The organism is Streptomyces sp. R-74717 (assembly GCF_047305335.1).
Taxonomy (GTDB): domain Bacteria; phylum Actinomycetota; class Actinomycetes; order Streptomycetales; family Streptomycetaceae; genus Streptomyces; species Streptomyces atratus.
Genome location: NZ_CP102361.1, coordinates 9,932,849 through 9,956,856, shown reverse-complemented (window position 1 = coordinate 9,956,856; position 24,008 = coordinate 9,932,849). Strand labels below are relative to the sequence as shown.

Genomic DNA, 24,008 nt, shown 5'->3' with positions numbered 1-24,008 from the left:
ACGATGCCCACCGTCAGAATCGAGACCGACCCGGCCGGCGGCGGGAGATGGACGTCGCTGCGTGCCGCCGGCCGCGAATGGCTCTGGCACCGCGACGAGCCACGCCGCCCCGGCGCCATTCCGGGCGACGCCTTCGCCGACGCCGGTGGACTGGAGGAATGCGTACCGACCGTACGCGGCACACCCGACCACGGCGATGCCTGGGCCCGGCCCTGGCAGTGGGCCGATGGCACCGAGTCCGTCGACTGCCCGGACTTCCGCCTCAGCCGCCGGATCCGCAGCGACGGGGGCCGCGCAGTGGCCGACTACCGGCTCACGGCCGAACCCGGCTACCGCTTCCTGTGGGCCGCGCACGCGCTGTTCGATCTCTCGGAGGAGGCCCATATCGGGATCAGGGACGGCACGCCGACCCGCTTCTATCCCGACAGCGGCGCCCGGTGGACCCCCTGCTCCTGGCCGTCGCAGCCCGGGCGGACGGAAGGGCTCGACCGTCTCGGGCCGGATGACGGGACGGCCGTCGGCGCCATCGTCGACACCCCGCAGGTGTACGTCCGCGACGGCGCGGCCACGTTGCACATGGCCGTCGAGGCCGAAGGCCAGCCGGTGTCCGTGGCGCTGTGGCGCAACCTCGGCGGCTTCCCCGAGCAGGAGCCGTACCGGTCCGTGGGGGTCGAGCCCATGCTCGGCCGGGTCTTCGACCTGGCGGCCGCGCGGGACGGGGACGCCGCGTGCGTTCCGCGCAGCGGCGAGGTCCGCTGGCGTCTCACCCTGGCTGCGCAAGCACCGGAGCCGTGGACACAACCAGCGCCACAGACGGAGCCGAAACCCGACACGGCACCAGAAGACACAGACAGGAGGGGAACTCACACGTGGATCTGCTGACCGCGCTGCGCACCCACCGGATCGTCGCCATCGTGCGCGGCGACGACGCGGACGCCGCGCTCAGAACCGTACTGACCCTGGCGGAGGAGCACCTCCCGCTCATCGAGGTCTCTCTCAGCGGAAAGGACGCACTCGACGTCATCCGCCGGGCCCGCGCCGCGCTGGGCCCCGGTGCACCGCTCGGTGCGGGCACCGTCCTCACCGCCGAGGACGCACACGCGGTGCGGGACGCGGGAGCCGGCTTCGTCGTCACCCCTGCCGTCTGCGAGGCCGTCACAGAGGCCCAGCGCCTCGGGCTGCCCGTCCTCGCGGGGGTGATGACCCCCACCGACATCGTCGCCGCACGGCGGCTCGGTGCGGACGCGTTCAAGATCTTTCCCGCGGCGCAGGCCGGTGGCACCGGATATCTGAGGGCACTGCAGGGCCCGTTCCCGGACGCGCCGTTCGTGCCGGTCGGGGGGGTGGACGCCGACGCGGCCGGGGCCTATCTCGCGCACGGGGCTACCGCGGTGGGTGTCGGCTCGCCGCTGATCAGCGACGCGGCCGACGGCGGCAGCCTCGAAGCACTCCGCGAGCGGGCGCGCGCCTTCCGCGACGCCGTACGCGCCGCCGCCCCCGCGGACGCCGGCCGATGACCGCCGGCACACCGGCCGTCTGCTGGCAGGACCGGCTCGGGCTCGGTGAAGGAATACGCGCCGTCGACGACGGCATCGTCCTCGTCGACATCCTCACCGGGCGGCTGCTGGCCGGACCCGCGGACCGCTCAGCTCCGCTGACGCAACTCGCCCGGCTGTCCGTGCCCCTGGGCGCGGTCTCCCCCGTCCACGCACGCCCCGGCACCTGGATCGCGGCCGCCGGAACCGGTATCTGCCTGATCACCGCGCACGGGCGGACCGAGTGGCTCGCGCGCCCCGAGGACGGGGCCGCCACGGCCATGCGGATGAACGACGCGACCGCCGATCCGTACGGCAGGTTCTGGGCGGGCAGCATGGCCTACGACGCCGAGGACGGCGCGGGCTCCCTCTACCGTGTCGACCACGACGGCACGGTGATCCGGGTGCTGGACGGCCTCACCGTTCCCAACGGCCCGGCATTCTGTGCGGACGGCACCGTGATGTACCTCGCCGACAGCGCCAAGGGCATCATCCGCCGGTACCCGGTCGACCCGGACACCGGGCTGCCGGGTACGCCGGACACTTTCGCCACCTTCGACCGCGGCAGCCCCGACGGTATGACGGTGGACGCCGAGGGCGCCCTGTGGACTGCGGTCTGGGGCACCGGCACCGTCCACCGCTATCGCGCCGACGGCACCTTGGACCGGCAGATCCGAATTCCTGCGACGCAGCCCGCCGGGCTGTGCCTCGACGGGGACAGCCTGTACGTCACCAGCGCGCGGCACGGTCTCGCTGCACCCGGACCGCTGGACGGTGCGGTCTTCACCACCCGGGTCGGCGTCCGGGGCCTGCCCACGTGTGCCTACCACCCCGGGAGACCCGAGTGACGGCGATTCACACGTCCCGCGAAACCGGCCGGCGGCCGGTCACGGGACCGGTGACCTGTATCGGTGAGACCATGGCCGCGCTGATCCCCGAACCCGCCGCCCCGCTGGACGGCGCCGGTCTGCTCGGGATCCGGATCGCGGGCGCCGAGTCCAACGTGGCGATGTACCTCGCCGACCACGGGGTGCCCGCCCGTTGGGTCTCCGCGCTCGGTGACGACCCGTTCGGACACCGGATCCGCGCCGAGGTGGCCGCATCCGGTGTCGACATCAGCAGCGTACGCACCGACCCGCACCGCCCGACCGGACTCCTCGTCAAGGACCCCGGCACCGAGGGCACCCGGGTCCACTACTACCGCCGCGGCTCCGCCGCCTCGGCCCTGACCCCGGACCTCCTGGACGACGACGCCGTGCGCTCCGCAGGCCTCATCCACCTGAGCGGCATCACCCCGGCGCTCTCGGCAGGCTGCCGGGACCTGGTCACCGCGCTGCTCGAGCCCGACATTGCTGAACGCCCGTGCCCCGTGAGCTTCGACGTCAACCACCGGGCCGCTCTGTGGGCGGACGGTGCGGCGGCCACCGTGCTGCTCGAGCTCGCCCGACGGGCGGACATCACGTTCGTGGGCCTCGACGAGGCACAGGCCCTGTGGGGAGACGGACTGGCCGACGCCTTCGCCGTACGGGACTTGCTGCCACAACCGCCCGTCCTCGTCGTCAAGGACGGTGCACGGGCCGCCACCGCCTTCGACGGCCCCAGGGTCCACACCGTGCCCGCGCCCAAGGTCGAAGTCATCGAACCGGTGGGAGCCGGTGACGCGTTCGCGGCTGGGTTCCTCGCCGGGCTGCTGCGCGGCGAGGAACCCGTACGGGCGCTGCGGCTGGGGCATCTGACCGCGGGCGCCGCACTGCGGGTGACCGGCGACCACGGCCCGCTGCCGGACCGCGCCCGCCTCGCCGAGCTACTCGACGCGGCGCCCGAGGAGTGGGCAGAAGGCGGGTGACCCGGCGATCCGGCCACTGAGCTGAACCGCATTCCGTGCGGCCCTGAAGCCAGGCGTGATCGCCTCGGCCGATGGGAGAACAAAGGTCCGATGCCTGCACCACGGAAGTACCCCAAGGCCACGTAGTTAAGGCGAGATCGCGGTTGTCAACGCTGTGGAAGCGGCATCGTGCCGGCCCTCGGGCGTGATCCAGTCGTCGTCGAGCGCGTAGACGCCGCGGGCGGCCCTGTAGGTGGGGTTCTACTTACCGCCGGCACTGCGGCGGGGGCGGCGCGGGGGTGCCTGGACCGGGCCTTGCCAAGCCGGGACGACGGCGACCTCGGGCGGCAGATGCCCGAGCTGCGTGTCCGCTTCCCGTCCTTCGGCGGGGTAGACCACGGGCTGTCCGGTCTCATCCACGGACTGCACCACCTGCGCGAGGCGATGTGCCATCGGGAAGAAGCAGTTCATCGTGTGCCGTTCAGAAATGCGTCGCTGCAGGTCGTAGGGGGTTTGGTGGCGCTCAGGGTCGCGTGGGACGACGCCGCGGATGATTGTCTCGCTGGTCTATCGGGTGACGAGGAAGCTGTTGTCGGTCCCGGTGTTGCTGCTGCGTCGGCAGGTGGCCAAGGACGCCGAAACTTCTTGTCCTGCGGCACGAGAACGTAGTGCTGCGCAGGCAACTTGCAGGTCCGGTGCGCTACGAGCCGGCGGACCGGCTGTGGTTCGCGGCGTTGTCCTCGCTGATACCCCGGCGTCGTTGGGCGCAGGTGTTCCCGGTGACTCCGGGCACCGCGCTGGCGTGGCATCGAAGGCTCGTGGCGCGCCGGTGGGACTACAGCAAGCGCCGGAGCAGGCCCGGCCGGCCACCGACCACGAAGGCGATCAAAGAGCTGGTGCTGCGGCTGGCCGCAGAGAATCCGCGTTGGGGGTGTCGCAGGATCCAAGGCGAGCTCGCGGCTCGGGCATCGGGTCGAAACCTCCACGGTCTGGGAGATCTTGACTGTTGCCTAGGCCCTGCTCCCCGTAGAGGTGGGCCGACGTGGCGAGAGTTCCTGACGACGCAGGCCGACGGCGTCATCGCCTGCGACTTCCTGCACATCGACCTGGTCGATCTTCGCCGGGTCTACGCGCTGGTCTTCCTCGAGCACGGCACGCGCCACCTGCACATCGCTGGTGTGACCGCGCATCCGACCGCGCAGCGCGGGTCAGCCCGGTGCTCGGGTGCGGGAACTGCTCGCAGGCGGTCAACGCCTGACGAGCCGCTTCGCCGCGGCGACCCGGCCCGTGCAGGGCAATACGTGCAGGGCAATCGCCGTGGCGATCCCGTCACTCACATCATGTGATGTCGTCCGGGGCGAGGTCGGGGCGCAGGCGGCGCCAGGAAGGATGGCGCAGTCGGCCCGCCCGGGTGCGGGTCGCGTAGCGGACTTCGCCGACCAGGCGGGGCAGCACCCAGCGTGCACTGGCCGCCTCGGGTACCTCTTCGAACGGGCACTCGTCAATCGTGGCAGCCTGGAGCAGGCCTGCGAGGGTGATGCGCTCCGTGTCGCTCCAGCCTGTACCGACACTCCCCACATATCGCAGGGCTCCCTCGTGCCGCTCCCCCACCAGCAGCGCGCCGGGCAGGCCGGCGAGCCGGCCGCGCCCGGGCACCCAGCCACCGACGATCACGTCGGCAGTGAGGACGTGCCGGATCTTGATCCATGCGCGGGAGCGGACGCCCAGCTCGTACACGGAGGTGAGACGCTTCGCGACTACACCTTCCAGTCCCGCGGTCCGGGTCATCTCCAGGGCCTGAGCACCGTGCCCGACGACAGCTGAAGGCGTCGACCAGTGCGTCCCGTCCAGGCCCAGGTCCTCCAGGACGTTCCGGCGCTGGGTGTACGGCAGCCCGGTCAGGCTGTTGTGCCCCAGAAACACGGCGTCGAACAGGACCAGGTGGGCGGGCACGATCTTGGCCATGCGGGCGGCCTTCGCCGGGGAACCGGCCAGCCCCATCCGGGACTGCAGCCGCTCGAAATCGCTGCGCCCCTCGGAGTCGAGCGCGACGATCTCACCGTCCAGGACCGCAGGCCGGCCGAGCACGGAGCCCAGGTTCTTGAGTTCCGGGTAGGCGGGAGTGATGTCCGCGCCGGACCGGGCCCGCAGAACCGCCGTTCCGTCGCCCGGCAGGTAGACCATGGCGCGCTGGCCGTCGTACTTCACCTCGAACGCCCACTGATCTTCGACCGCCTCGGGCGGCAGGACACCGGGGGTGGCAAGCATGGGAGCAATCCGCGGCAGCATGACCATGGCGGTGCCCGCGTGCGGTCAGGACGCGCTGCGTTTCTTCGCAGCCGTCTTCCTGGCCGTGCTCTTCTGCGCGGCTGCCGTCCTCTTCGCCGTGGTCTTCTCGGCCGCGGCGGTCTTCTTCTTCGCAGGTGTCTTCTTGCTGGGCCGCATTTCGTGCACGGTCGCGCCCCCGCCGTGCTCGCTACGCGCTTCTTTGGCCGCCTTGACCGAGGCGTTCAGGGCAGCCATCAGGTCCACGACCTTCCCGGGCTCCCGCTCCTCGCCCTCAGCCGGCTCAGTGGGGGCCTTGCCCTCCGCCTTCGCCTCGATGAGCTCTTTCAGGGCATCGCGGTACTGGTCGCGGAATCCGGAGATGTCGTCCATGGCCATGGTGTCGGTGAGCTGGACGGCCCGCTCGATCTCGCCGTTGTCCAGGTCGATGGCCTTGGGCGCAAGGGACTCGGGGCTGCGGATCTCGTCCGGCCACCGCATGCTGTGCAGCACGATCGCGCCCTCGCGCACCCGCAGCAGCCCGAGGCGCTCGCGGCCGTGCCAGGCGAACTTCGCTACGGCGACCCTGTCGGAGCGCTCCAGGGCCCTGCGAAGCAGGGTGTAGGGCTTGGCGGCGACCTGCCCGTCCGCTTTACCGACCGTCGAGCTGACCGAATGGGCTCTGAGCTGCGGCAATGCGTCGCGGACACGTCGGCTCCGACTGTTCCATCGCCTCGATCACGAAGCTGCTGGGAGCCTTCCCAAGCATCCTTTGGAACTACAACCCGGCCTTGAACCTCGATTCTTCCAAGGAGTGACGTCGTCGCTGTGAGCGGCTGGCTGCCCGATATGTCCCGTGCCGTGTCGGGACTGGCCGTCGCGTGACGCTGCGGGGCGTCGGGTTCCACGGGCCCGAGGGTGGTAAACGGACCGGCCGACGTGGCCGGACCGCGCCCCGGGCCGACTTCACCGTCCACAAAGTCGCCGCACACTGAGGATCCGGACGTACGAGAGGCGGCCGGCGCGACCCGGGAGCACCAGCGGGCCCTTCTCGGGTAACGCGGCTCGTAGCTGACTCCTACGGAACATGGCTCCTTCCTTGCGTTTACAGTCGGTGGCGGCGCCGCCATTGAGCGGCGCTTTCCCCGACTTGCGAGGTGCTTGGTGGGTAGGTTGCTGGATTCCTGCGATACGACGGTGTCGGCGAGCTATCGGCTGTTCGGGCTGGTCGACACGACCATGGGGGCTGAAACGTTCGATGTTGATGCGGACAGATCGAAGTGGCTGCTTCCTGGGCCGGGCCTGGTGTATCTGCAGGTGCCCTCGGAGGTGGGCACGACGGTGATACGTCTGGAGTCGTGGACCAGTGCACCGGCGCTGCCGCCCGGTCAGTGGGCGGGGCATGAGGAGGTCGAGGTGGACCTTCCCGAGGGCGAGCTACAGCTGCAAACCCTCGACTCTGGGGTGCTGGAGATTATTCCGCTGGTGTTGCCGTCGCCGGGCAGGTATCGGATGCGGTGGCAGTGGGTGTTCAACCCGGACGGGGGTCCTTTCACCTCTCCGCTGGAGGGGTCTTCCGATGTGCTGGCCACGCCTGGCGGCCATGAAGCCGCTCTGGGCGGGGAGGACCAGTTCTGCTTGGTGCACATCTGGCGGACCGCCACCTCCTGAACCGTGTCCAAGAGACCGCAGGGCCGCCCCCGAAGGGGGACGGTCCTGCTTTGTGTTACCGGAGTATCACTGCCGGAATGTCAGTCGCCGATGGTGACGGTGAAGGCTTCCCAGTTGAGGATCCGGTCACTGTGATACCAGGCGCCCAGGCGGGCGCCTGCTTCCTGGTCTTCTTTCGGGTCGATGTAGCGGACGGAGAAGTCGTCCTTGAAGTCGTCACCCTCACACCGCTGACCTGCGGAAAGCGCTCGGAGAGGCCCTCTGATCTGCGGCGATCAGCCTTTCCGTCCCTTTCACCTTGCTGCCCGTTTGTACGGCCGATCCTCCCCAGCCGCTCCCCAACGGGGCTTCGTTCTCCCCAGATCCTCCCCAGCCGCGGCTGCCTCTGAAGACGGATCGCCGCTGGTCGGGACCGCGAACCGCCTGGCGTGACCGGCTACGCGCCGTAGTGGCAGCGAGGCAGGAGTAGGTGGCCGTCATTCGCTTGGCGGTAGCTCGTGGCTGGGTACGGATGCTCGTTGACAGGGGGAACAACCGCTGCGCTCCCCGACGCCCAGGCCGTGGCGCCGCCCCTGCCCACCGGCCCGCCTCTGGCCGGAAAAGGAACCGGCCCTCCGCGCCCGGACAAGACTGGGGGAAGACGATCACCAGGATGAACAGGAGGCAAGGGTCCCGATGAGTCCGTACGCGTACGTGCCCGCCGACGATCCGCTCTTCGGCGCGGTCCGGATCGAACTCGACCACGAGGCCAGGACGCTGGGCGTGAGCGGGGACGGTCTGCCGCAGGTCGACATCCGGCGGGCCCCGAACACAGTGCCGGAGAGCCATGTGCCGATCGGGACGCGCGACCCCGAGCACCTCACTCTGCTCATCGACGGTGCAGAGGAGACCCTGCGGCCGTCCAAAGGATTCCTAACCCGGCGCTCGTACCGGGTCGAGGTCGTCTCAGGGGCGCGGGAGTGCAGCTATCTGCTGGTTCCGGACTCCCTCGGCACCAGCCGGCTGCTGCGGGACGAGCGGCTGCTCGGCGTCTTCACATCGAGCGGCGACGGGCGCGTGTCGGCCGACTGGGAGGCGGCGGGCGAGTCCGAGCGTGCCAGGGACCCGTACGACGCGTCCGTGGGGTACGGGCTCGCCGCTGCATTCGGCACTGGTGCCGAACCGATGTGGCAGCTCACTCTGAACGCCGCGCTCGACCTGTGGCCGTGAGAGAACCTCAGTCCTCCGCCGGGGGCAGCAGGTGGGAGCAGGTCGAGCGTGCTACGAACGCGATGCCGTCGTAGTCCTCGGCCGGGACGAGTGGGGCGGTGTTCAAGCGGTAGAGGAACCGTTGGACGTTGGCGCCGAAGCTGCGCTGCGCGTGCGGGGCGTGCAGCCAGGGCGCGGCGTCGGCGGGGGAACCCGCGGCGCGGAGGTCCGCGTAGTAGTCGCCGGGTACGGCGTGCGTGAGTCTGGCCTCCAGGGAGCGGAGGCCGGTGCCGATGCGGTGGCGGGCCGGCGGGCGCTGAAGGTCGTTGCCGCGGCGGGCCAGGAAGGAGCCCTTGCCGAAGAGGAGGGCCAGCGCGTAGTAGGCGTTGCCGTACTGTTCGCGGAGTCTGCCGCCGAGGGCCGGCACCTGGTCCCCGTACGTGCCCTTCGCGATGTGCCCGTTATGTGCCCAGACCATGACGCGAGCCTCGGGGGCGTCGTCCACGAGCCGTGCGACGGCCTCGGCCATGTAGCGGTCACGCGCGGCGTACACGCCGTCCTCGCCGGCCGAGGCCCCCAAGGGCCGGGTCACCAGGTCGGCGGCGCGGACCAGGATCCGCGCGTGTTCCAGAGCCTCGTCGGCGTCGTCGCCGGGACCCGACCGCTCGACGTGGTCCGCGACGAGGCGGACGATCTCCTCGGCGCGCCGCAACAGGGCCTTGTCCGGGTCCGGACGCGAGCCCGGGCGGGCCCGCGCCAGCACGTCCAAGGCGCCCACGCGCCCGGCCTGATCGGGCGCCGTTCGGCGCAGAAAGGCGGCGACGGCCTCGACCGAGTCGGCGCAGAGCTGGGGGTCGGTTCCCACGAAGCGGATCCGGCGCGCTTCCGGCAGGGTGCGGTTGTGGGCGCGTAGCCACTCGACGAGGTCGACCATCTCGCGGGTGCGCCAGGTCCAGAAGCCCAGCCTGGCGACGAGCCGTTCGGGGGAGCCCGCGCCGTACCGGACGTACGCGTCGAGCGCGCGGGCGGCGGACTGGCTGGCCTCCATGGCGAGGGTGGTGAAACCCTCCTCACGGACCAGGAACTCCACGATGCGGTGCTTCAGCCGGAAGAACTCGCCCGTGCCGTGGGGGGATTCGCCCAGACCGACGATCCGTGTCCCCCGCAGTGCCTCGCCCAGGGGTTTCAGGTCCTCCCCCGGCGCGCCGGGGGTCAGGGTGCTCAAGGGGTTGGCGTGCTCGTTCAGCCATCGGGCGATGTCGTCGGGCACAGTCTTGCCTCTCCTCACCACGTGCGGGAGGGCGGCACGCGGTGATGCCCCGGCCTCTCGCAGCCGTTCATGGTTCAGTTCGTCGCCTCCCGGCAGGCCGCGAGGATCTCCTGGAGGTCCCGTACGGCGTCCGGTCGGCCATGCTCGGAATACACTCCCGCGACGTTGACGACAACTTCGTCCACCCCCGCCCGATCGAATTCGGCCAGCTGTGCGGCGATGTTCCCGGGCGTGCCGTAAAGGAAGACTCCAGAGTCGACGAGCGCGCGGGCGCCGAGGCCCGGGCGGCTGTGGTGGACGCGCAGGCCGGCGCGGCGCAGCATGTCGCAGTAGTGCGGCCCGGCGAGGTGGACGTGGGCCGCTGCGAAGGCGAGCCGGTAGGCGTGGCGTCCGGGGCGGTCGACGGCGGCGTGCACGACAGTGACCATGCGGGGCACCGGGCGGCCCGACTCGGCCGCACCCTTCGCCATGGCGGGCAGCAGGGTGTCGCGGACGTAGCCGGGCGGGGTCATCCAGCTGATCGCCGCGTCCGCCGCCCGGCCCGCGGCCCGCGCGAGCGTCGGCCGGAGCACACCGAGCCCGGTCTCCACTCCCGGGTGCGGCAGGCCTGGCAGACCGATGGAGGCGCCGATGCCGGGTCCGGCGACTCCGTCCGCGGTGCCGATCAGGCGCCGCACCTCGGTCAGGTATTCCACACAGGCATCGCGTGGGCTGTCGTACGGCTTTCCGTGCAGTCCGGCGACGACGTCGGGGGTCGCGGGACCGAGTCCGATGGTCGTGAGGTGTCCGGTGAGGACGGACAGGGAGCGGGCCTGGACCGCCGCGTCCAGCGGATGCCGCAGCGGCATGAGGGCGACGCTGGTCCCGACCGGGACGCGGTAGCCCATGCCGGCCAGGTAGGCGAAGACCTGCTGGGTGTCGGCGCAGAGGGATTGGCCCTGCCAGAGGCGGGCCGCGCCTCCGTCGCGGACGAGCGCGGCGAAGGGGGCGACGTGCCGGGGGTCCGTCGGCATGGCGGGGTACAGGACGGATACGCGCATCACTCGGCCTTCAGGGGGATGCGGCTTCGGTCAGGTAGCCCGAAGCCTGGATACGGAAGAGCCGGGCGTAGACGCCGTCGGCCCTCAGGAGGTCTTGGTGCACGCCGTCCTCGATGACCTTGCCGTTCTCCAGGACGACGATCCGGTCGGCCATCCGGACCGTGGCGAAGCGGTGGGCGATGACCAGGGAAGTGGCGCCGCGGGCGACGTCCTTGAGCCGGCCGAAGATCTCCGCTTCCGCCTCCGCGTCGATGGCGGCCGTCGGCTCGTCGAGGACGACGACGGGAGCGCGGCGCATGAAAGCTCGGCTCAGGGCTATCTTCTGCCACTGGCCGCCGGACAGCTGGTGGCCGTCCTCGAAGTGGCGGCCGAGCGTCGTGTCGTAGCCACGGGGCAGCGCCTCGACGAACCGGTCGGCGCCGGCGGCCCGTGCCGCCTCGGCGACGCGCTCGGTGTCCTCGCGGGCTTCGACGCTGCCGAAGCCGATGTTGTCGCGGACGGGCAGCTCGTAGCGGATGAAGTCCTGGAAGATGACGCCGATGTGGCGTTGCAGGTCGTCGAGGTCGTACTCCTCGATCGGGACGTCGTCGACGAAGATCTGGCCGCTCGTCGGCTCGTAGAGCCGGGTGAGCAGCTTGACCAGCGTCGTCTTGCCGGAGCCGTTCTGCCCCACCAACGCGATGCATTCGCCCGCGGGCAGGGTGAAGCTGACGCTGTCCAGGACGACGCGGCCGGTACCGGGGTAGACGAAGCGCACGTCGCGGAACTCGATGCCTTTGCGCAGCGTGTCCGGGAACGGGCGGGTGCCGCCCTTGATCTGACGCTCGGGCAGGGTGAAGAAGTCGAAGAGGTTGCCGAGGAACAGGCTGTCCTTGTAGAGAGCGGCGATGCCGAGCAACATGCCGTGAGCGGAGACCTGGATCGAACCGACGGCCTGGAGGTAACCGGCGAGCTGGCCGACCTGGCCGGCGTGGGTGGTGGTGTGGATCGCCCAGAGCACGGCGCCCGAGGAGGCGGCGACGCTGAGGAGACCGAGGACGCCGCCGAGCACGGACTGCCGGCGGGCGAGATGGCGGTCGACGTCGAAGAAGGCGCGGATGAGTCGGGTGTAGAGGTCCACCAGGTGCGGGCCGAGCTGGAAGAGACGGGCCTCCTTGTAGGAGTGGTCGGTGGTGGTGAGGTGCTGGTAGTAGTACACGCGTCGCCGGTCGGCGGTCCGGTCGTACTCGATCTCGTACGCCCTGTGGCTGAAGAGCATGTACGAGACGACCGACGGCATGGGCGAAAGCAGGATCACCAGGGCGATCCAGGGGCTCCAGGAGAACAGCACCATGCTGACGGTCACCAGGGTGACCAACTCCCTCGCGACCTCCAGGAGCTGGGTGAAGACCTGGTAGACACGGCCTCCGCTGCTCTCCTGGAAGGCGCGCTGCATCTTGTCGTAGACCTCGGCGTCCTCATACTGCTGGAGGTCGAGCATGGTGCCCTTGCGCATCACCCATTCGCCGATGCGAGCGGTGAGTTCGAGCCGCAGGAGGGTGTCGAGGTACTGCAGGAAGGTGCCCAGGACATGGCTGGCGAGGCCCACCCCGAGAAGGGCGACGCCCGCCATGAGCGCGGCCCGTCCGGCGTCCCGGTCGCCGGTGACGGCGTCGGCCACACCCTGCACGGCGGCGGCGACCAGCCCGATCTGCGCGGCCGGTATGAGGGCGAGGAGGAGGGAGACGCCGGTGAATGCGGATACCCGCAGCGGGCTGAGCCGCCAGAACAGCGTGCTCACGCGCAGCCAGATCATCGGCCCTCCCTCTCCTTCGCGGCCGTGCGGCCCCGGACGGCGCGCCGGACGTGGGCCCACAGGACGTGGCTGCGGGCCTCCCGTTGGAGGTCGATGGGGAGGAGCCGGTTGATCTGCATGTGCGCGAGGCTGGCGAGGATGGCGTCCTCGGAGCCGACCAGGAGGCCACGGCGGGCCGCCTCGCGGACGGCTGCGGCCGTCTCGGCGACGGCGGGGGCCTGCGCGGCGAACGTCTCCTGGACGAGCAGCCGGTGGGCCCGCCCTTCCTCGTGCGGGTCGCGCTCCCACGGGCTGAGGAGTTCGCACAGGTAGGCGCGGTGCTCGCGGAACAGTATCCGGGTGTCCCGGACGTGGGCCTCGTCGTGGCCGCCGGTGTGGTGGGTGAGCGCGCCGCCCGGCGGCACGCCCCACTGGGCGTGGAGGGTGTCCAGAGCGGCGACGGCGAGGAACTCGGGCCTGATGTCGGGCTGTCGCGACAGCAGCAGGGCGGTGGCTTCGCTGTTGGCCGCGAAGAGCCGCTCGGCCGTGTCGAAGACCTCCGGGCCGCCGTAGCGGGCGATCTCCGGTGCACAGCCCGTGAGTTCGATGTCCGTGGCGAGTCCGCGGGCGACGAGATCGCGCCCCCACGCGGTGACGTGGGTGAGGGTGCGGTCGGTGTCGGTGCCGCGGACCCGCAGGCGCAGGTGCGGGAAGGGGTCGGCGTAGCGAATGTAGAACCAGCGGTCCAGCAGCCCCTCGCTGCCCAGTCCCGCGACGAGGTCAAGCAGCGGGCCGGCGATGATCTCGTCCTGCCGCTCGGGGGCCGCGTAGACCTTGAGGAACGCCCAGGCGCCGCCGGGCAGATGGCGCTCCACGGGTACCTCGCGGCCTTGCCGCGGCACGGGAGCACGGGTGACGCGTTCCGCGTCGCGGGCGAGGACGGGCACGACGACCTCGGCGGCATAGCGCTCGCCGTCGGCGTCGAGGCCGGCGCGGCGAGACTCTCGATCAGCTCGACCGCCCTGGGGTCGGCCGGCCGCAGGTAGCGGTGGCGTCCGCGCAGCATCCCGGAAAAGAAGGACCGGGTTCGGCACCGCCTGGCCCGCAGCTGTGTCGGCGGTCATCCGCCCGGCTCCGACCGCGCTGCGTACAGACGAAGGAACGAAGTCGATCGCACCATCAACGAGCTCAAGGGCGTCCGTGCCGTGGCCACGAGGTGCGCCAAACGCTCCTACCTCTTCCACGGCACCGTCACCGTCGCAGCCATCCGGCTCTGGCTCCATTCGTGACCCGCCGAATACACCGCAGCAATCCCGCAGACCTTCGCGTCCGAATCCCGCCAGCGCGCCAAGGGCCAGCCGCCGACACTGGCCCCATGACCACGTACACGCCTCTCCCCATCGCTCCCGCCACACTCAAGGAACTCCGCGACATCGATGACACCGGGCGGCCACTGCGGCCGTACACCGCGCGCGAGGACGGCGTTCCCCTCGATTGCGTGGGCAGCCCGCTGCGCTGCTGCCTGCGGGCCATCGAGCCCGGCGAGCGGGTCGCTCTCGTCTCATACGCGCCGCTGCGCCGCTGGGCGACGGCAACTGGGGCCGCCCCCGGAGCCTACGATGAAGTGGGGCCGGTATTCATCCATGCCGACGAATGCGGAGAGTCACGGGGAGCCCAGGTCTACCCCTTCGCGCGGCCGGGGGCACTGCGCACCATCCGCCGCTACAACGCCGAGGGACACATCGTCGGCGGCCTCTTCTTCGAGATCCCGGACAACGCCGAGGCCGGGTTCGATCAGGTCTTCGGGGAAGCGTTTGCCGAGCCGGAGGTGGCACTGGTGCACGTGCGGGCCCTGGAGTACGGATGCTTCCAGTTCGAGGTAAGGCGACCGTAGGCGATGCCCAGCGGATAGCCGTCCGCAGGGCTCACGGCCGTCGTCAATTCCGCCAGTACAACACAGTGTTCAGCCTGAACCGCCGGACAGTGCCTAATACTGCAAGGGTCTTTGTGGTGAAGGTTCGGTGGTCGGTTCGTTGGCTGGCGCCGTCGCAGACAACACCAAGCCCTGGACCAGCCACTACAAACAACGAGGCCACAGCCCACCGGCTACATCCCCGTCACCATAGAGACCGGCGCAGCACCTGCCGATCGCACTCGCTCGTCTGCCGGGCTGTGGCTACCGCGCTTCGACCAGCGGGGGTACGTCTTCTACAGGGCTGTGGCAGTTGCGGCCCTATGTCTCTGGCTTCGTACGTGACAGGATTTCAATGTCTGGGGCCCGCTTGCCCGCACAGCCCTGACAACTGCTACCGCCGCTGCTGACCGGCCGGCGAGGCGGCCGGCCTCTCGCACCTCGACCTCCGCCATGGCCCCGGCCTTCAGTAACTCGATGGCGTCGTGGACTCCGTCGCCGGCATTGTGGTGGAGCATCGTGAAGTACCAGCGCACCGCCTGGACCGGGTCCGGTTCGGTGCCGAAACCGTCGCGATACCAGCATCCGGCCGCGTACATCGCTGTGGTCTCGCCCCGTTCGGCAGCCCACAGGTACCAGCTGAGCGCCTCCTCATCCCGGTTCGATGCGGAAAGTCGGTCGCCGAGTACAGAGCCGGCCACGACAAGACCCTGGCCTGCGGCGCGTTCCAGCAAGAGCAGCTTTTCACCTGCGTCATCGGTGTGTTGGGCGAGGTTGAAGGCCGCATACATGTCGCCGCCCTCGGTGGCCGCACGGAACAGTTCAACTGCGGCCGCACGGTCCTGCTCGCCGCCGCCCCCTTCAACAAGCATGTAGCCGTACGCGCGCTGCCCTGCCGTAGCTCACGGCCAACGGCAACGCCGCCTCGTCGAAGTAGTCCATCAAAATCCCTGACGACAACGCGGCGGCCTCCGCTGTACCAGCGCCGGCCAATGGGCGGATCTCCCCGGTTGTCCGGGTGGCCAACTGGCCTCCTTCGCCCCGGACAACTCGGTGTCGAAGGCCGCTGGCCTGAACGTGGAGCAGGTCGCCAACGCAGCGATGGCCGCTATGGCGCACTCGGACGGATACGCGGCCACCGCCCGTCCGGTATCGCTCATGGTTGGCCTGCGGGTCCCCGCAGATGAGCCCAGGGAATTTTGGTCTCGGCTGTGGAAGGCACCGGGCACCCTGATCCTCATGCCAGCCGACATCAACCACCAGGTGCTCCGGGCGCTGCATCGTCACGGGCCTGGGTTGGAGAAGAAGGACGTGGGCGGCTACAAGGCCGAAGCCCTCTCGGAACTTTGGTTGCGGGATGTCGAGACGACAGCCTGGCGAGTGCTGTATGCAACCCGTAAGCGGGACACATGGGAGGAACAGCAGGAGTTCCGGAACGGGTGGAAGCTCTCCTGAGCCTGGAGACGAGGCCCGAACCGCTGATGTGACTGTGCGCTGTAGGTGCCCACGTCGTATCGATGTGACCGGGCGCTTCAGTTCGCCGGCTTCATGCTCACGACCGTGGAGCTGATCAACGCCTACTCCTCCTCATCCGTGACTGTGTCCCAGGTCGGTAGGGATGCTCCGTCAGCGGTCGTGATCCGCAGCACCTCGCAACCCATGAGCCGTACGGTGGCGAAGAGGCGCCGTCGGACCTGTTCCCTGTCCTCGGGCGGGAATTCGATGCGGATCTGGTGAGGGCGGGACACGTCGTAGGTGAGCATCCAGTCAGTGGAGACGGTCGCGAAACAGCTCTGTCCCATCTCGTCGTTCTCCGAGCGCCATGCGCCCCGATCCGTGGTCGGGGCCAGGGCCTCCCGGAGGATCAGCAGGCGCTCGGGGTGGGCGAGGGGGCCTTCGGACAGTTGGAGACAGTGGTGGGTGCGAGGCCGGAAGGTGTTGAACCACGGAACGAGGTCCGGCTCCATGTCCCCAAGCAGCGCGGAGCTGACACCTCCGTCAGCCCAGCCTTCGATGAACTCGGCCGCGCCCATGGGATGAGTCTCGTACCAGCCCTCGCTGCTCCAGACCACGACGGGCCAACTCCTGGATACCCCGGTGGTGAGCCAGCACAGCCGGTCGGCGTTCACGGTGGTGCCCCAGATCAGCAGCCCGCCCGGAGCCGGGTGCAGCGGATACGGATAGCGCCTCCTGTCTCTCTCGGGCGCCCCTGACAGGTCTCCGCTCTGCCATGTGATGCCGTTGTACTCGCTCGTGCCGAACGGCGTTCGTAGGTAGAGGAAATCGCAGAATTCGCCCCACCCGTACCTGTCGACCAGCCACTTGTAGTCGTCGGGCAGCTGTATGGAGAGAGCGGTCTCCGCGGCGGTCCAGTCCCCCCGGGCGTCAACGGGGGCGGTCGGCGGCGTCACGAGCCGCTCCAGGCTGTCATGCCCCGTCACGGCACATCCCGGCCTACGAGCGCCATGGCGAAAGGCTCGCCGGTCCGCCACGCGAACGTCATCCGCTCGCGCACTTCGCGCAAGGTGCGCGGTCGATATCCGGGTCCCACACAGCAGTTCCTATGGAAGCGGATGCCCGCATTCAGCAGGAGGGAGAGCATCCGCCAGGCCGCGGTGTCCCGGGGCGGGGGCGCGGCGACAGCCGATCCCCTGTGGATCAGCGACTCCGCGCAGCGCGGGCAGACCTGCTTCTCCCTGTCGTGAGGCTCCTTGTACGAGGCCCTACAGGGCAGGCAGACGTACAAGATCTTCGCATTGGCCATGCAGCCAGGTTAGGCATCCCCCGCGACGAACTCGACGAGATTTCAGCGCTGGAGGGAGCTGCGACCCCCAGCTATAGATGGCGGCCGGAGGACGGGTAGGCAGTGGGTACTGCCGTATTCCCAGGCGTAGTTGGCGGGAGTACCCAGGTCTTCTTGGCGGCTCAGTACATGATCTTGTATCGGGTGGATCGAGGCAGGCCGGCTGCCCTGCTGCGCGATCTGCGGCCCTCGGCTGGCGACCTGGCCAGGCGAGGGCCTGAAATCAATTCGACCCCGCTCGCCTCGCCCGGTACGGTGCGAGCTTGTTCTCACTGCTGGGATCCCATGAGATCCGCGTGCGGCCACCCCGGCAGTTCCCATGCTGAGAGTAGGTTTCGTCAATGGCATGCCGTATCAGTGAGCTCGTGCTCAAGTGCCGCGACCCCGAGGTGCTGGCGCGGTTCTGGTGCGAGGTCCTGGACTTCATAGAGCTCGATCGCGAAGAGGAGGGCTGCATCGAGATAGGTCCGCGCGAAGGGTTCGGCGGCCCGCAGCCGACGATCTTCCTCATCCGCAACGACGAGCCGAAGAACGGGCATACCCGGCTGCACATCGACGTCAACCCCACCGACCGCGATCAGGACGCCGAGCTCGAGCGCCTCCTGGCCGCCGGGGCCAAACCCGTCGACATCGGTCAGCCTGCGGAGGCGTCCTGGCACGTCCTCGCCGATCCAGAAGGAAACGAGTTCTGCCTGCTCAAGCGCCGTCTCGACCCGCTCTGACGGCCCTCGCCCAAACGATCGACGCAGCCGCCACCCCGCAGCCGACAACAAGATCTGGCGACCCCTGTCCGGGGACCTACAGGTCGAGGTCGGTGTGCTCCACGTCGGTGAAGCACACCTCTGCCAGGTTGCCGGCGCGGCGGCCGCCGTCCCGGAATTACACGTGCTTGAGCGCTTCGGCGGCGATCTCCTGGAGCCTCTGGTCGCCGTTCGATCGAGCGGACCGCGTATCCGCGGTTCAAGCGGCTGATCACCGCGCATGAGCTGCATCTGTTCTTCTCGCCGACTCGGGACGAGCTGAAGTGGGCGGCAGATGCCACCGATGGTGATGAGCATCTGCTGGCCCTGCTGCTGATGCTGAAGTCGTACCAGCGCATGGGATGTTTCCCGGTACTGGAGGACGTCCCCGAGACGGTGGTGGACTTCGTACGGCGGGCCGTGGAGCTGCCGGAGTGCACGCTGCCGGTGTACCGGGCGGAGAGGACGGCCAAGCATCACCGGGGTCCGGTCCGCAAGCGGGTCGGCGTGAAGTACGACCAGGCCAAGGCCCGGGGGATCGCCGAGCAGTCGATCCGCAAGGAGGCTGCGGCGAAGAACCGCCCGGCGGATCTGATCAATATCGGGCTGGAGAAGGTGGTGGAGGCAGGGCTGGAGCTGCCGGGGTTCTCCACCTTCGACAAGATGGCCTCGAAGATCCGCACTGAGGTGAACTCCTCGATCCGCGCGGGCATCCACGACCGCATGAGCGCCGCTCAGCGGGCGGGGCTCATGCGGCTGCTGGAGGAGCGCGACGGCGACGGGACGACGCTGTTCAACCGGTTGAAGAAGCCCGCGCAGGGCCCGACCTGGTCGCACTTCAAGAACCTGACCAAGCCTCTGGAGTGGGTGGACGGTCTCGGCGACACCGGTGTGTGGATGAATGGTGTCGCCTCGGGGAAGATCACCGACTTTGCCGGGGAGGCGGACGCGGCGGATGCCTCGGAGCTGCGGGACTTCGCCCCAGTCAAGCGCATCGCGCTGGTCGCAGCCCTGACGCACAAGGCGAGGATGCGGGTCCGCGACGACCTCGCGACAATGTTCTGCAAGCGGGTGGCCACGAAGATCAAGAAGGCCAGGGCGGAGCTGGAGGAGATCCGGCTCGCCGAGCGGGAAATCGTCGAGGCCCTGATCGGGAATTACCGCACAGTGCTCAAGCACATCGACGCGGGCGGCGCGGTCACGCAGGCGGTGGAGGACTTCGGCGGGTTCGCCAAGCAGTACGAGCAGATCGAGAAGGTCGCCGCCCACCACGGCAACTTCTGGGAAGTGCTGCTGTACGGGCAGATCGGCCGGGACCGGGCGCTGGTGTTCGACCTGGCCGACAAGCCGGAGTTCACCGCGACCAGCGAGGACAGCCGGGTGCTGGACGCACTCGCGCACGCCCAGCGGCACCAGAGTGCGCGCGGCGAGTCCATCACCGCCTTCAACAAAGACGCCAAGGAGGTGACATCTCCTTCGCCACGCAGAACTGGCGCAAGGCCGTGGTTGACAAGACCCGCACGGGGCAGTTCGTCCGCAAGCACTTCGAGGCGATGGTCTTCGCCGGCCTCGCCGAGGAACTCCGCACGGGCGACGTCGCGGTGGTCGGCTCAAAGGAGTACGCGGACTGGTCCGAGCAGCTGCTGGCCTGGGAAGACGTCCAGGAGAAGCTGGGGTCCCACCTGGTGGAGGTCGGCCTGTGCGAGGCGGGCGAGACCGCCGAGTTCGACGCGAAGTTCTTCCGCCGACAGCTGGAGGACAAGCTGCGGTCCGCCGCCGCGGCGGCGGATGCCGGGTACCCCGAGAACGAGGGCCTGGTCATCGATCCAGAGACGGGCATCCCGTCGCTGAAGGCGCACCGGGCTGACGGTCAGCGGCCTTCCGCGAAGCGGCTGGAGCAGGAGATCAAGGCGAGGATGCCGGAGCGATCCCTGATGGGGATCGTGGCTCGAACCGCGTACTGGGTGGAGTGGTGGCGCCGTTTCGGCCCGGCCTCCGGCAACGAGCCCAAGCTCACCGACCCCTTGGGCCGGTACGTGATCGTCACGTTCGTCAAGGGCACCGACATGGGCTCGTACGAGGCCGCCCGGCACATCCCCGACGTGAGCGGACACGAGCTGTCGTACGTCGCCAACAAGCACTTCTCGATCGTGCTGCTCAACGAGGCGATCTCCGACCTGGTCGACGCGCACGCACGCCTGAACATCTCGCAGGCGTGGGGAGATGGGACCGCCGTTGCGGCGGACGGCACCTACATGGACACCTATCTCGACAACCTGGTCTCCGAGACGAGCGTCAGGTACGGCAAGCCGGGCGGGATCGCCTACCACCACATCCCCGACACGTACATCGCGCTGTTCACGCACTTCATCCCGTGCGGGGTGTGGGAGGCCGTCTACATCGTCGAGGGCCTTCTGAAGAACACCAGTGAGGTGCAGCCGACCACGGTGCACGCGGATACGCAGGGGCAGTCTTTCCCGGTCTTCGCGCTCGCCCACCTGCTGGGTTTCGACCTGACGCCCAGGAGAAGGCAACAAGTTCAGGATTACCGAATGGTCGCTGCGACGGAACTGGAGGGGCGACAAGGCTGCTTGACCAGTGTGCCCCCTCAAGTTCGGCCCTGGAGCCCTAGTAGGGCTTTGTTAGGTCCTGTGGTGTGGTTCTGGTGTCGGTGCGGATTGGCCGCATATCGAGCAGGCGCCGGTCCAGGTGGCCAGGAGGGCCTGAAGCGCGCGGAGGACCGCGTAGAGGGTCAGGCCGGCGCAGGCGCTTTTGGGTCGAGCCTGAGCATGGTGCAGAACGCCTGGGCGAGGGAGGCGAGGGTGACGTGGCGGTGCCAGCCGGGGAAGTTGCGGCCCTCGAAGTGGTCCAGGCCCAGACCGTCCTTGAGCTCGCGGTAGTCGTGTTCAACGCGCCAGCGGATCTTGGCGATGCGGACCAGTTCGCGCAGCGGGGTGTCGGCAGGCAGGGTGGAGAGCCAGTAGTCGGTGGGCTCGGCGGTGCCGGGCGGCCATTCGGCCAGCAGCCAGCACTCGGGCAGGGAGCCGTCGGCGGCTCGGCGGATCGTTCGGTTTGCGGGTCGGACCCGCAGCGCCAGGAACCGCGAGCGCATCTCGGCGCGGGGGTTGTGCTTCGTGGTCTTGCTGCCCTGGCGCCAGGTCACGGTTCGTGCCGACGATCGCCCTGTGTTCAGGGCGAGTTGGCGCAGAGTGCTGTGCTGGACGGGGTAGGCCGGTCCGGGCGGGCGGCCCTGGCCGCTGTAGCGCGGACGGTCGGGGACGGCGTCGCCCGGGTAGGCGGTGGTGGTGCCCTTAACCGCGACGGCGTAGGTCAGGTCGCGCTCGGTCAGGCCCTCGCGGAAGCCGGTCGCGTCGCCGTATCCGGCGTCGGCGACCACCGGCAGGTCAGGAAGTTCCCAGCCCTCGCGGACCTCGTCGAGCATGTCCAGGGCCAGGCGCCACTTCTCCTTGTGCCGCTCGCTGTCGGGGATGGCCGCCTTGGCGCGTCGGCGCTGGATTGCCCCGGTCAGCAGCGCATCGCCGGTGTTCTTCGTGTCGTCCCAGCTCTCGGGCAGGAACAGGCGCCAGTTGACCGCCGAGGAAGCGTGGTCGCTGACCAGATTGACGCTGACGCCGATCTGGCAGTTGCCGCGCTTTCCCAGCGCGCCGCAGTACATCCGCGCCACACCCGGTGAGTCGTAGCCGTCCTTGGGAAAGCCCACATCGTCGATCGCGTACGCCTCCGGCGAGATGTGAGCGGCAGCCCAACGAGCCATCCGCTCACGGACCTTGGCCCAGTCCCAGGTCGAGGAGGCCACGAACTGCTGGAGCTGCTGGTGGTCCACGCCCAGGCGCTCGGCCATCGGCTGCATCGACTTGCGCTTGCCGTCCAGCATCAGCCCGCGCAGGTACAGCTCGCCCTTGGCTCGCTGATCCCGCCGGGCCAGAGAACCGAGCATCTCCGCCGCGAACGCGTCCAAGCGTGTGCGGACCGTATCCATCTCCTCGGGTGTCACACCTGAAAGAACATCACAACCTATCTGGAGATGATCAATCGGGGTACCTAACAAAGCCCTACTAGCTGAAGGCCAGAAAACTGACGACCTCGCGTATTCAACTGCCACCAGTTCCCTGCGGAGACCAGCCCGCTGGTGACTGTGCATGGCCCCGTGGGACTTATCGGCTCCAGGTCGTCACCGGCAACCCGCCCGGTCAGCAACTCCTGGCCGAGATGGCCGCTCACGCGGCTGGCCGCACTCCCTGCGCCCGGCAGAGCGTTGAACGGCCGCGCGGATTCCTAGGTCGGCGGCGACTTGGCGAATGGACTCAGGAGGTGCCGGCGCGTACGGCGGTCGCGGCCAGGGTGGTGTAGTTCATCGTGAAGCGTCCACCCAGGGAGTCGATGGCGCCCCCGACCGCGTCCAGTATCTCGGCCAGCTGATCTGGACGGAGTTGAGTGAGGCCGCCGGTGGTGGGTAGCAGGTCCAGCCATTGGTCGCGCGTGTAGGACTGCTGCCAGTCGAATCTCCACTGTTCGGGATCGTTGAACTGTTCGGTCTCGCGGATCTTGTCGGCGAACTTCGCGTATGCCGCCTGGTAGAGGTCGAGCGGACGTCGGGCCGGTTGGCCGTTGAGCGGGGAGTCGGGCGCCGCCCGCCGGTAGGCAGCGGCGAACGGTTCGGCCACCTCGGCAGGCGGCTCGTACACGTGCCCGAAGATCGCCAGCCGTCCCCCTGGACGCAGCACACGGGCCACCTTCACGGCGCCCGCGACCGGATCCACCCAGTGCCACGACTGGGCGGCGATGACCGCGTCGAACGTCCGGCCGGCTGGCTGCCAGGCTTCGAAGGCCGCCACCTCGACCGGCAGGCCATGGGCTCGCGCGAAGTCGGCCATCCGCGCATCGGGCTCGACGCCGAGCACGGCGCAGCCGGCGGCCTGGAACTGGCGGGCTGCGATGCCGGTGCCGCAGCCGACGTCGAGCACGTCAGGCCCGGGGCTCCCGGCGACGATCCGCGCCACCAATGCATCGGGGTAGCCGGGCCGGGCCTGGTCGTAGCGTTGCGCGTCCACGCCGAACGACTCAGCCATCCGCCGGGCCTCATGCGGCTCCGCCGGGGACGGTTCTGGTTGCTCTCGCGGTATGATGGGCATGCGCCCACCTTAGTGGGCGTTCGCCCACTGGGCAACGGATGCCAGCGGGCAGACCGCACGAGAGGATCTGTGAGTGCCGACTGGGGTGCACCTTCGCGACGCGCGGCAGCAGCTGTTCGACGCTGCCGAACGCGTGCTTCTGCGGGACGGGCCGAATGGACTGACCAGCCGGGCCGTCACCGACGAGGCGGGCTGCGCCAAAGGCGTCCTGCACCGGCACTTCAGCGACTTTGACGCCTTCCTCGCCGACCTCGTGCTCGACCGGGCCGCGCAGCTTGAGAGGCAGGCAAGTGCGCTGCGTGAGTCCGTCGGCACCGGCACGGTGGCAGACAACCTCACCAGCGCGCTGACCACCCTGTTCGGACCGATTCCGGTGGCGATCATCCCGCTCATCACCTTCCGGGACGAGCTGCGCGCACGACTGCGGGAGGCGAGGCCCGGAGGCGGCATCGCGATTCTGGCCCAGGCCACGACCGCAATCTCCGCTTATCTGGCCGCCGAGCGTGAACTGGGCCGCATCGCGGCCGACGCCGACATCGATTCACTCACCCTCTCCCTGGTCGGTGGCGGGCATCTCCTGTTCGCAGACCGCGACCCCGGCCCGCCGGCCACGGCGGTCGTCAACAAGCTCGTGACAGCGGTCATCGCCGACGCCGTGCAACGACGACCGGCTTAGGGGCCCTTGAGTGTCGGCAAATGAAGGTCTGTCGACACCTGAACTATCCACGGCGAACCCACAGGTCGGCAGTGTCGAGAAGCCGTGTCGACAATCAATGTCGGCAAACGATCGCGCCGACGCCGCACTTTGCGCCTGGTGTCCGAGATAGGGCGG

Annotated in this window: 24 protein-coding genes and 5 pseudogenes; 15 read left to right on the top strand and 14 right to left on the bottom strand. The window is 69.3% G+C overall.

Annotated features, from left to right (window positions below):
• Positions 1–3: 3 nt before the first annotated feature.
• Genes NRF20_RS45495 through NRF20_RS45480 form a run of 4 tightly spaced genes read left to right on the top strand, consistent with a single transcriptional unit; the run spans position 4 to position 3,381 of the window.
• Positions 4–882: a hypothetical protein gene (locus NRF20_RS45495; protein WP_398633069.1), complete on the top strand. Its 879-nt coding sequence runs from the start codon at positions 4–6 to the stop codon at positions 880–882.
• Entirely contained in the window at positions 870–1,517 is a 648-nt protein-coding gene (locus tag NRF20_RS45490; protein WP_398633068.1) for a bifunctional 4-hydroxy-2-oxoglutarate aldolase/2-dehydro-3-deoxy-phosphogluconate aldolase, read from the top strand. The genes NRF20_RS45495 and NRF20_RS45490 overlap by 13 nt, the downstream gene beginning before the upstream one ends.
• A complete protein-coding gene (locus NRF20_RS45485; RefSeq protein ID WP_398633067.1) occupies positions 1,514–2,383 on the top strand; it encodes an SMP-30/gluconolactonase/LRE family protein in 870 nt (289 codons plus the stop codon). The genes NRF20_RS45490 and NRF20_RS45485 overlap by 4 nt, the downstream gene beginning before the upstream one ends.
• Positions 2,380–3,381, top strand: a complete 1,002-nt coding sequence (locus NRF20_RS45480; RefSeq protein WP_398633066.1) for a sugar kinase — start codon at positions 2,380–2,382, stop codon at positions 3,379–3,381. The genes NRF20_RS45485 and NRF20_RS45480 overlap by 4 nt, the downstream gene beginning before the upstream one ends.
• A 240-nt stretch (positions 3,382–3,621) precedes the next feature.
• Here the strand turns inward: NRF20_RS45480 and NRF20_RS45475 are convergent, their stop codons facing one another.
• Complete coding sequence (locus NRF20_RS45475; RefSeq protein WP_398633093.1) at positions 3,622–3,861, bottom strand: hypothetical protein; 240 nt, start codon at positions 3,859–3,861, stop codon at positions 3,622–3,624.
• 167 nt (positions 3,862–4,028) lie between these two features.
• On the opposite strand from NRF20_RS45475, the gene NRF20_RS45470 reads away from it, so the two are divergent.
• Positions 4,029–4,706: a helix-turn-helix domain-containing protein gene (locus NRF20_RS45470; RefSeq protein ID WP_413754442.1), complete on the top strand. Its 678-nt coding sequence runs from the start codon at positions 4,029–4,031 to the stop codon at positions 4,704–4,706.
• Here NRF20_RS45470 and NRF20_RS45465 read toward each other — a convergent pair.
• Together NRF20_RS45465 and NRF20_RS45460 are read right to left on the bottom strand one after the other, a co-directional pair.
• On the bottom strand, positions 4,699–5,655 hold the full coding sequence (locus tag NRF20_RS45465) for an ATP-dependent DNA ligase (RefSeq protein ID WP_413754441.1): 957 nt from the start codon (positions 5,653–5,655) through the stop codon (positions 4,699–4,701). The two genes, NRF20_RS45470 and NRF20_RS45465, sit on opposite strands and share 8 nt — an antisense overlap.
• Positions 5,656–5,673: 18 nt before the next feature.
• Positions 5,674–6,273: pseudogene (locus NRF20_RS45460) on the bottom strand (Ku protein); the annotation flags it as partial.
• Positions 6,274–6,822: 549 nt separating this feature from the next.
• Here NRF20_RS45460 and NRF20_RS45455 point away from each other — a divergent pair.
• Both NRF20_RS45455 and NRF20_RS45450 read left to right on the top strand, forming a co-directional pair.
• Positions 6,823–7,296: a hypothetical protein gene (locus tag NRF20_RS45455; RefSeq protein WP_413754440.1), complete on the top strand. Its 474-nt coding sequence runs from the start codon at positions 6,823–6,825 to the stop codon at positions 7,294–7,296.
• Between the two features lie 675 nt (positions 7,297–7,971).
• A complete protein-coding gene (locus NRF20_RS45450) occupies positions 7,972–8,505 on the top strand; it encodes a hypothetical protein (protein ID WP_398633063.1) in 534 nt (177 codons plus the stop codon).
• Positions 8,506–8,512: 7 nt separating this feature from the next.
• Here NRF20_RS45450 and NRF20_RS45445 read toward each other — a convergent pair whose 3' ends face one another.
• The 4 genes from NRF20_RS45445 to NRF20_RS45430 all read right to left on the bottom strand — a co-directional run bounded on the left by NRF20_RS45445 (position 8,513) and on the right by NRF20_RS45430 (position 13,443).
• Complete coding sequence (locus tag NRF20_RS45445) at positions 8,513–9,754, bottom strand: erythromycin esterase family protein (protein ID WP_413754439.1); 1,242 nt, start codon at positions 9,752–9,754, stop codon at positions 8,513–8,515.
• A 74-nt stretch (positions 9,755–9,828) separates the two neighbouring features.
• Positions 9,829–10,794: an LLM class flavin-dependent oxidoreductase gene (locus tag NRF20_RS45440; RefSeq protein ID WP_398633061.1), complete on the bottom strand. Its 966-nt coding sequence runs from the start codon at positions 10,792–10,794 to the stop codon at positions 9,829–9,831.
• A gap of 10 nt (positions 10,795–10,804) precedes the next feature.
• On the bottom strand, positions 10,805–12,589 hold the full coding sequence (locus NRF20_RS45435) for an ABC transporter ATP-binding protein (RefSeq protein WP_413754438.1): 1,785 nt from the start codon (positions 12,587–12,589) through the stop codon (positions 10,805–10,807).
• On the bottom strand, positions 12,586–13,443 hold the full coding sequence (locus NRF20_RS45430) for a thiopeptide-type bacteriocin biosynthesis protein (protein WP_413754437.1): 858 nt from the start codon (positions 13,441–13,443) through the stop codon (positions 12,586–12,588). Before NRF20_RS45430 ends, NRF20_RS45435 begins: the two co-directional genes overlap by 4 nt.
• On the opposite strand from NRF20_RS45430, the gene NRF20_RS45425 reads away from it, so the two are divergent.
• From NRF20_RS45425 to NRF20_RS45415, 3 genes and pseudogenes are all read left to right on the top strand, one after another.
• On the top strand, positions 13,432–13,614 hold the full coding sequence (locus NRF20_RS45425; protein ID WP_398633058.1) for a hypothetical protein: 183 nt from the start codon (positions 13,432–13,434) through the stop codon (positions 13,612–13,614). The two genes, NRF20_RS45430 and NRF20_RS45425, sit on opposite strands and share 12 nt — an antisense overlap.
• Positions 13,615–13,629: 15 nt before the next feature.
• Positions 13,630–13,857: pseudogene (locus NRF20_RS45420) on the top strand (IS5/IS1182 family transposase); the annotation flags it as partial.
• Between the two features lie 86 nt (positions 13,858–13,943).
• Positions 13,944–14,462, top strand: coding sequence for a DUF1203 domain-containing protein (locus NRF20_RS45415; RefSeq protein ID WP_398633057.1), 519 nt, complete (start codon positions 13,944–13,946; stop codon positions 14,460–14,462).
• 314 nt (positions 14,463–14,776) lie between these two features.
• Here NRF20_RS45415 and NRF20_RS45410 read toward each other — a convergent pair whose 3' ends face one another.
• Positions 14,777–15,079, bottom strand: a complete 303-nt coding sequence (locus NRF20_RS45410) for an SEL1-like repeat protein (RefSeq protein ID WP_398633092.1) — start codon at positions 15,077–15,079, stop codon at positions 14,777–14,779.
• 204 nt (positions 15,080–15,283) lie between these two features.
• Positions 15,284–15,361, bottom strand: a pseudogene (locus NRF20_RS45405) (hypothetical protein); the annotation flags it as partial.
• Positions 15,362–15,719: 358 nt separating this feature from the next.
• Here NRF20_RS45405 and NRF20_RS45400 point away from each other — a divergent pair.
• Positions 15,720–15,935, top strand: a complete 216-nt coding sequence (locus tag NRF20_RS45400) for a hypothetical protein (protein ID WP_398633056.1) — start codon at positions 15,720–15,722, stop codon at positions 15,933–15,935.
• A gap of 122 nt (positions 15,936–16,057) precedes the next feature.
• Here NRF20_RS45400 and NRF20_RS45395 read toward each other — a convergent pair whose 3' ends face one another.
• Positions 16,058–16,921: an SMI1/KNR4 family protein gene (locus NRF20_RS45395; protein WP_398633055.1), complete on the bottom strand. Its 864-nt coding sequence runs from the start codon at positions 16,919–16,921 to the stop codon at positions 16,058–16,060.
• On the bottom strand, positions 16,918–17,244 hold the full coding sequence (locus NRF20_RS45390; protein ID WP_398633054.1) for a deoxyxylulose-5-phosphate synthase: 327 nt from the start codon (positions 17,242–17,244) through the stop codon (positions 16,918–16,920). Before NRF20_RS45390 ends, NRF20_RS45395 begins: the two co-directional genes overlap by 4 nt.
• Before the next feature lie 380 nt (positions 17,245–17,624).
• Between NRF20_RS45390 and NRF20_RS45385 the strand changes: the two genes are divergently transcribed.
• Complete coding sequence (locus tag NRF20_RS45385) at positions 17,625–18,005, top strand: VOC family protein (RefSeq protein ID WP_398633053.1); 381 nt, start codon at positions 17,625–17,627, stop codon at positions 18,003–18,005.
• Positions 18,006–18,081: 76 nt separating this feature from the next.
• Here the strand turns inward: NRF20_RS45385 and NRF20_RS45380 are convergent.
• Positions 18,082–18,213: pseudogene (locus tag NRF20_RS45380) on the bottom strand (XRE family transcriptional regulator); the annotation flags it as partial.
• Between the two features lie 5 nt (positions 18,214–18,218).
• Here NRF20_RS45380 and NRF20_RS45375 point away from each other — a divergent pair.
• Complete coding sequence (locus NRF20_RS45375) at positions 18,219–19,874, top strand: DUF4158 domain-containing protein (protein ID WP_413754698.1); 1,656 nt, start codon at positions 18,219–18,221, stop codon at positions 19,872–19,874.
• 65 nt (positions 19,875–19,939) lie between these two features.
• Positions 19,940–20,569 (top strand): annotated as a pseudogene (locus tag NRF20_RS45370) (Tn3 family transposase); the annotation flags it as partial.
• Positions 20,570–20,775: 206 nt separating this feature from the next.
• Here the strand turns inward: NRF20_RS45370 and NRF20_RS45365 are convergent.
• Complete coding sequence (locus NRF20_RS45365; RefSeq protein ID WP_413752125.1) at positions 20,776–22,038, bottom strand: IS701 family transposase; 1,263 nt, start codon at positions 22,036–22,038, stop codon at positions 20,776–20,778.
• A 310-nt stretch (positions 22,039–22,348) separates the two neighbouring features.
• Positions 22,349–23,176 (bottom strand): class I SAM-dependent methyltransferase, encoded by an 828-nt coding sequence (locus NRF20_RS45360; protein ID WP_398633051.1) that lies wholly within the window; start codon positions 23,174–23,176, stop codon positions 22,349–22,351.
• Positions 23,177–23,249: 73 nt separating this feature from the next.
• Between NRF20_RS45360 and NRF20_RS45355 the strand changes: the two genes are divergently transcribed.
• Positions 23,250–23,852 carry a TetR/AcrR family transcriptional regulator gene (locus NRF20_RS45355; protein WP_413754436.1) on the top strand — a complete coding sequence of 201 codons (603 nt, stop codon included), beginning with the start codon at positions 23,250–23,252 and terminating at the stop codon, positions 23,850–23,852.
• Positions 23,853–24,008: the final 156 nt, after the last annotated feature.

Bases quoted from the DNA above. Each gene is read 5' to 3' on its own strand.
- NRF20_RS45415 (WP_398633057.1), top strand. From the start codon at position 13,944: ATGACCACGTACACGCCTCTCCCCATCGCTCCCGCCACACTCAAGGAA.
- NRF20_RS45410 (WP_398633092.1), bottom strand. From the start codon at position 15,079: ATGTACGCGGCCGGATGCTGGTATCGCGACGGTTTCGGCACCGAACCG.
- NRF20_RS45465 (WP_413754441.1), bottom strand. From the start codon at position 5,655: ATGGTCATGCTGCCGCGGATTGCTCCCATGCTTGCCACCCCCGGTGTC.
- NRF20_RS45385 (WP_398633053.1), top strand. From the start codon at position 17,625: ATGGCATGCCGTATCAGTGAGCTCGTGCTCAAGTGCCGCGACCCCGAG.
- NRF20_RS45495 (WP_398633069.1), top strand. From the start codon at position 4: ATGCCCACCGTCAGAATCGAGACCGACCCGGCCGGCGGCGGGAGATGG.
- NRF20_RS45425 (WP_398633058.1), top strand. From the start codon at position 13,432: ATGGCGCTCCACGGGTACCTCGCGGCCTTGCCGCGGCACGGGAGCACG.
- NRF20_RS45390 (WP_398633054.1), bottom strand. From the start codon at position 17,244: ATGGCCAATGCGAAGATCTTGTACGTCTGCCTGCCCTGTAGGGCCTCG.
- NRF20_RS45360 (WP_398633051.1), bottom strand. From the start codon at position 23,176: ATGCCCATCATACCGCGAGAGCAACCAGAACCGTCCCCGGCGGAGCCG.
- NRF20_RS45450 (WP_398633063.1), top strand. From the start codon at position 7,972: ATGAGTCCGTACGCGTACGTGCCCGCCGACGATCCGCTCTTCGGCGCG.
- NRF20_RS45440 (WP_398633061.1), bottom strand. From the start codon at position 10,794: ATGCGCGTATCCGTCCTGTACCCCGCCATGCCGACGGACCCCCGGCAC.
- NRF20_RS45485 (WP_398633067.1), top strand. From the start codon at position 1,514: ATGACCGCCGGCACACCGGCCGTCTGCTGGCAGGACCGGCTCGGGCTC.
- NRF20_RS45400 (WP_398633056.1), top strand. From the start codon at position 15,720: ATGCCAGCCGACATCAACCACCAGGTGCTCCGGGCGCTGCATCGTCAC.
- NRF20_RS45435 (WP_413754438.1), bottom strand. From the start codon at position 12,589: ATGATCTGGCTGCGCGTGAGCACGCTGTTCTGGCGGCTCAGCCCGCTG.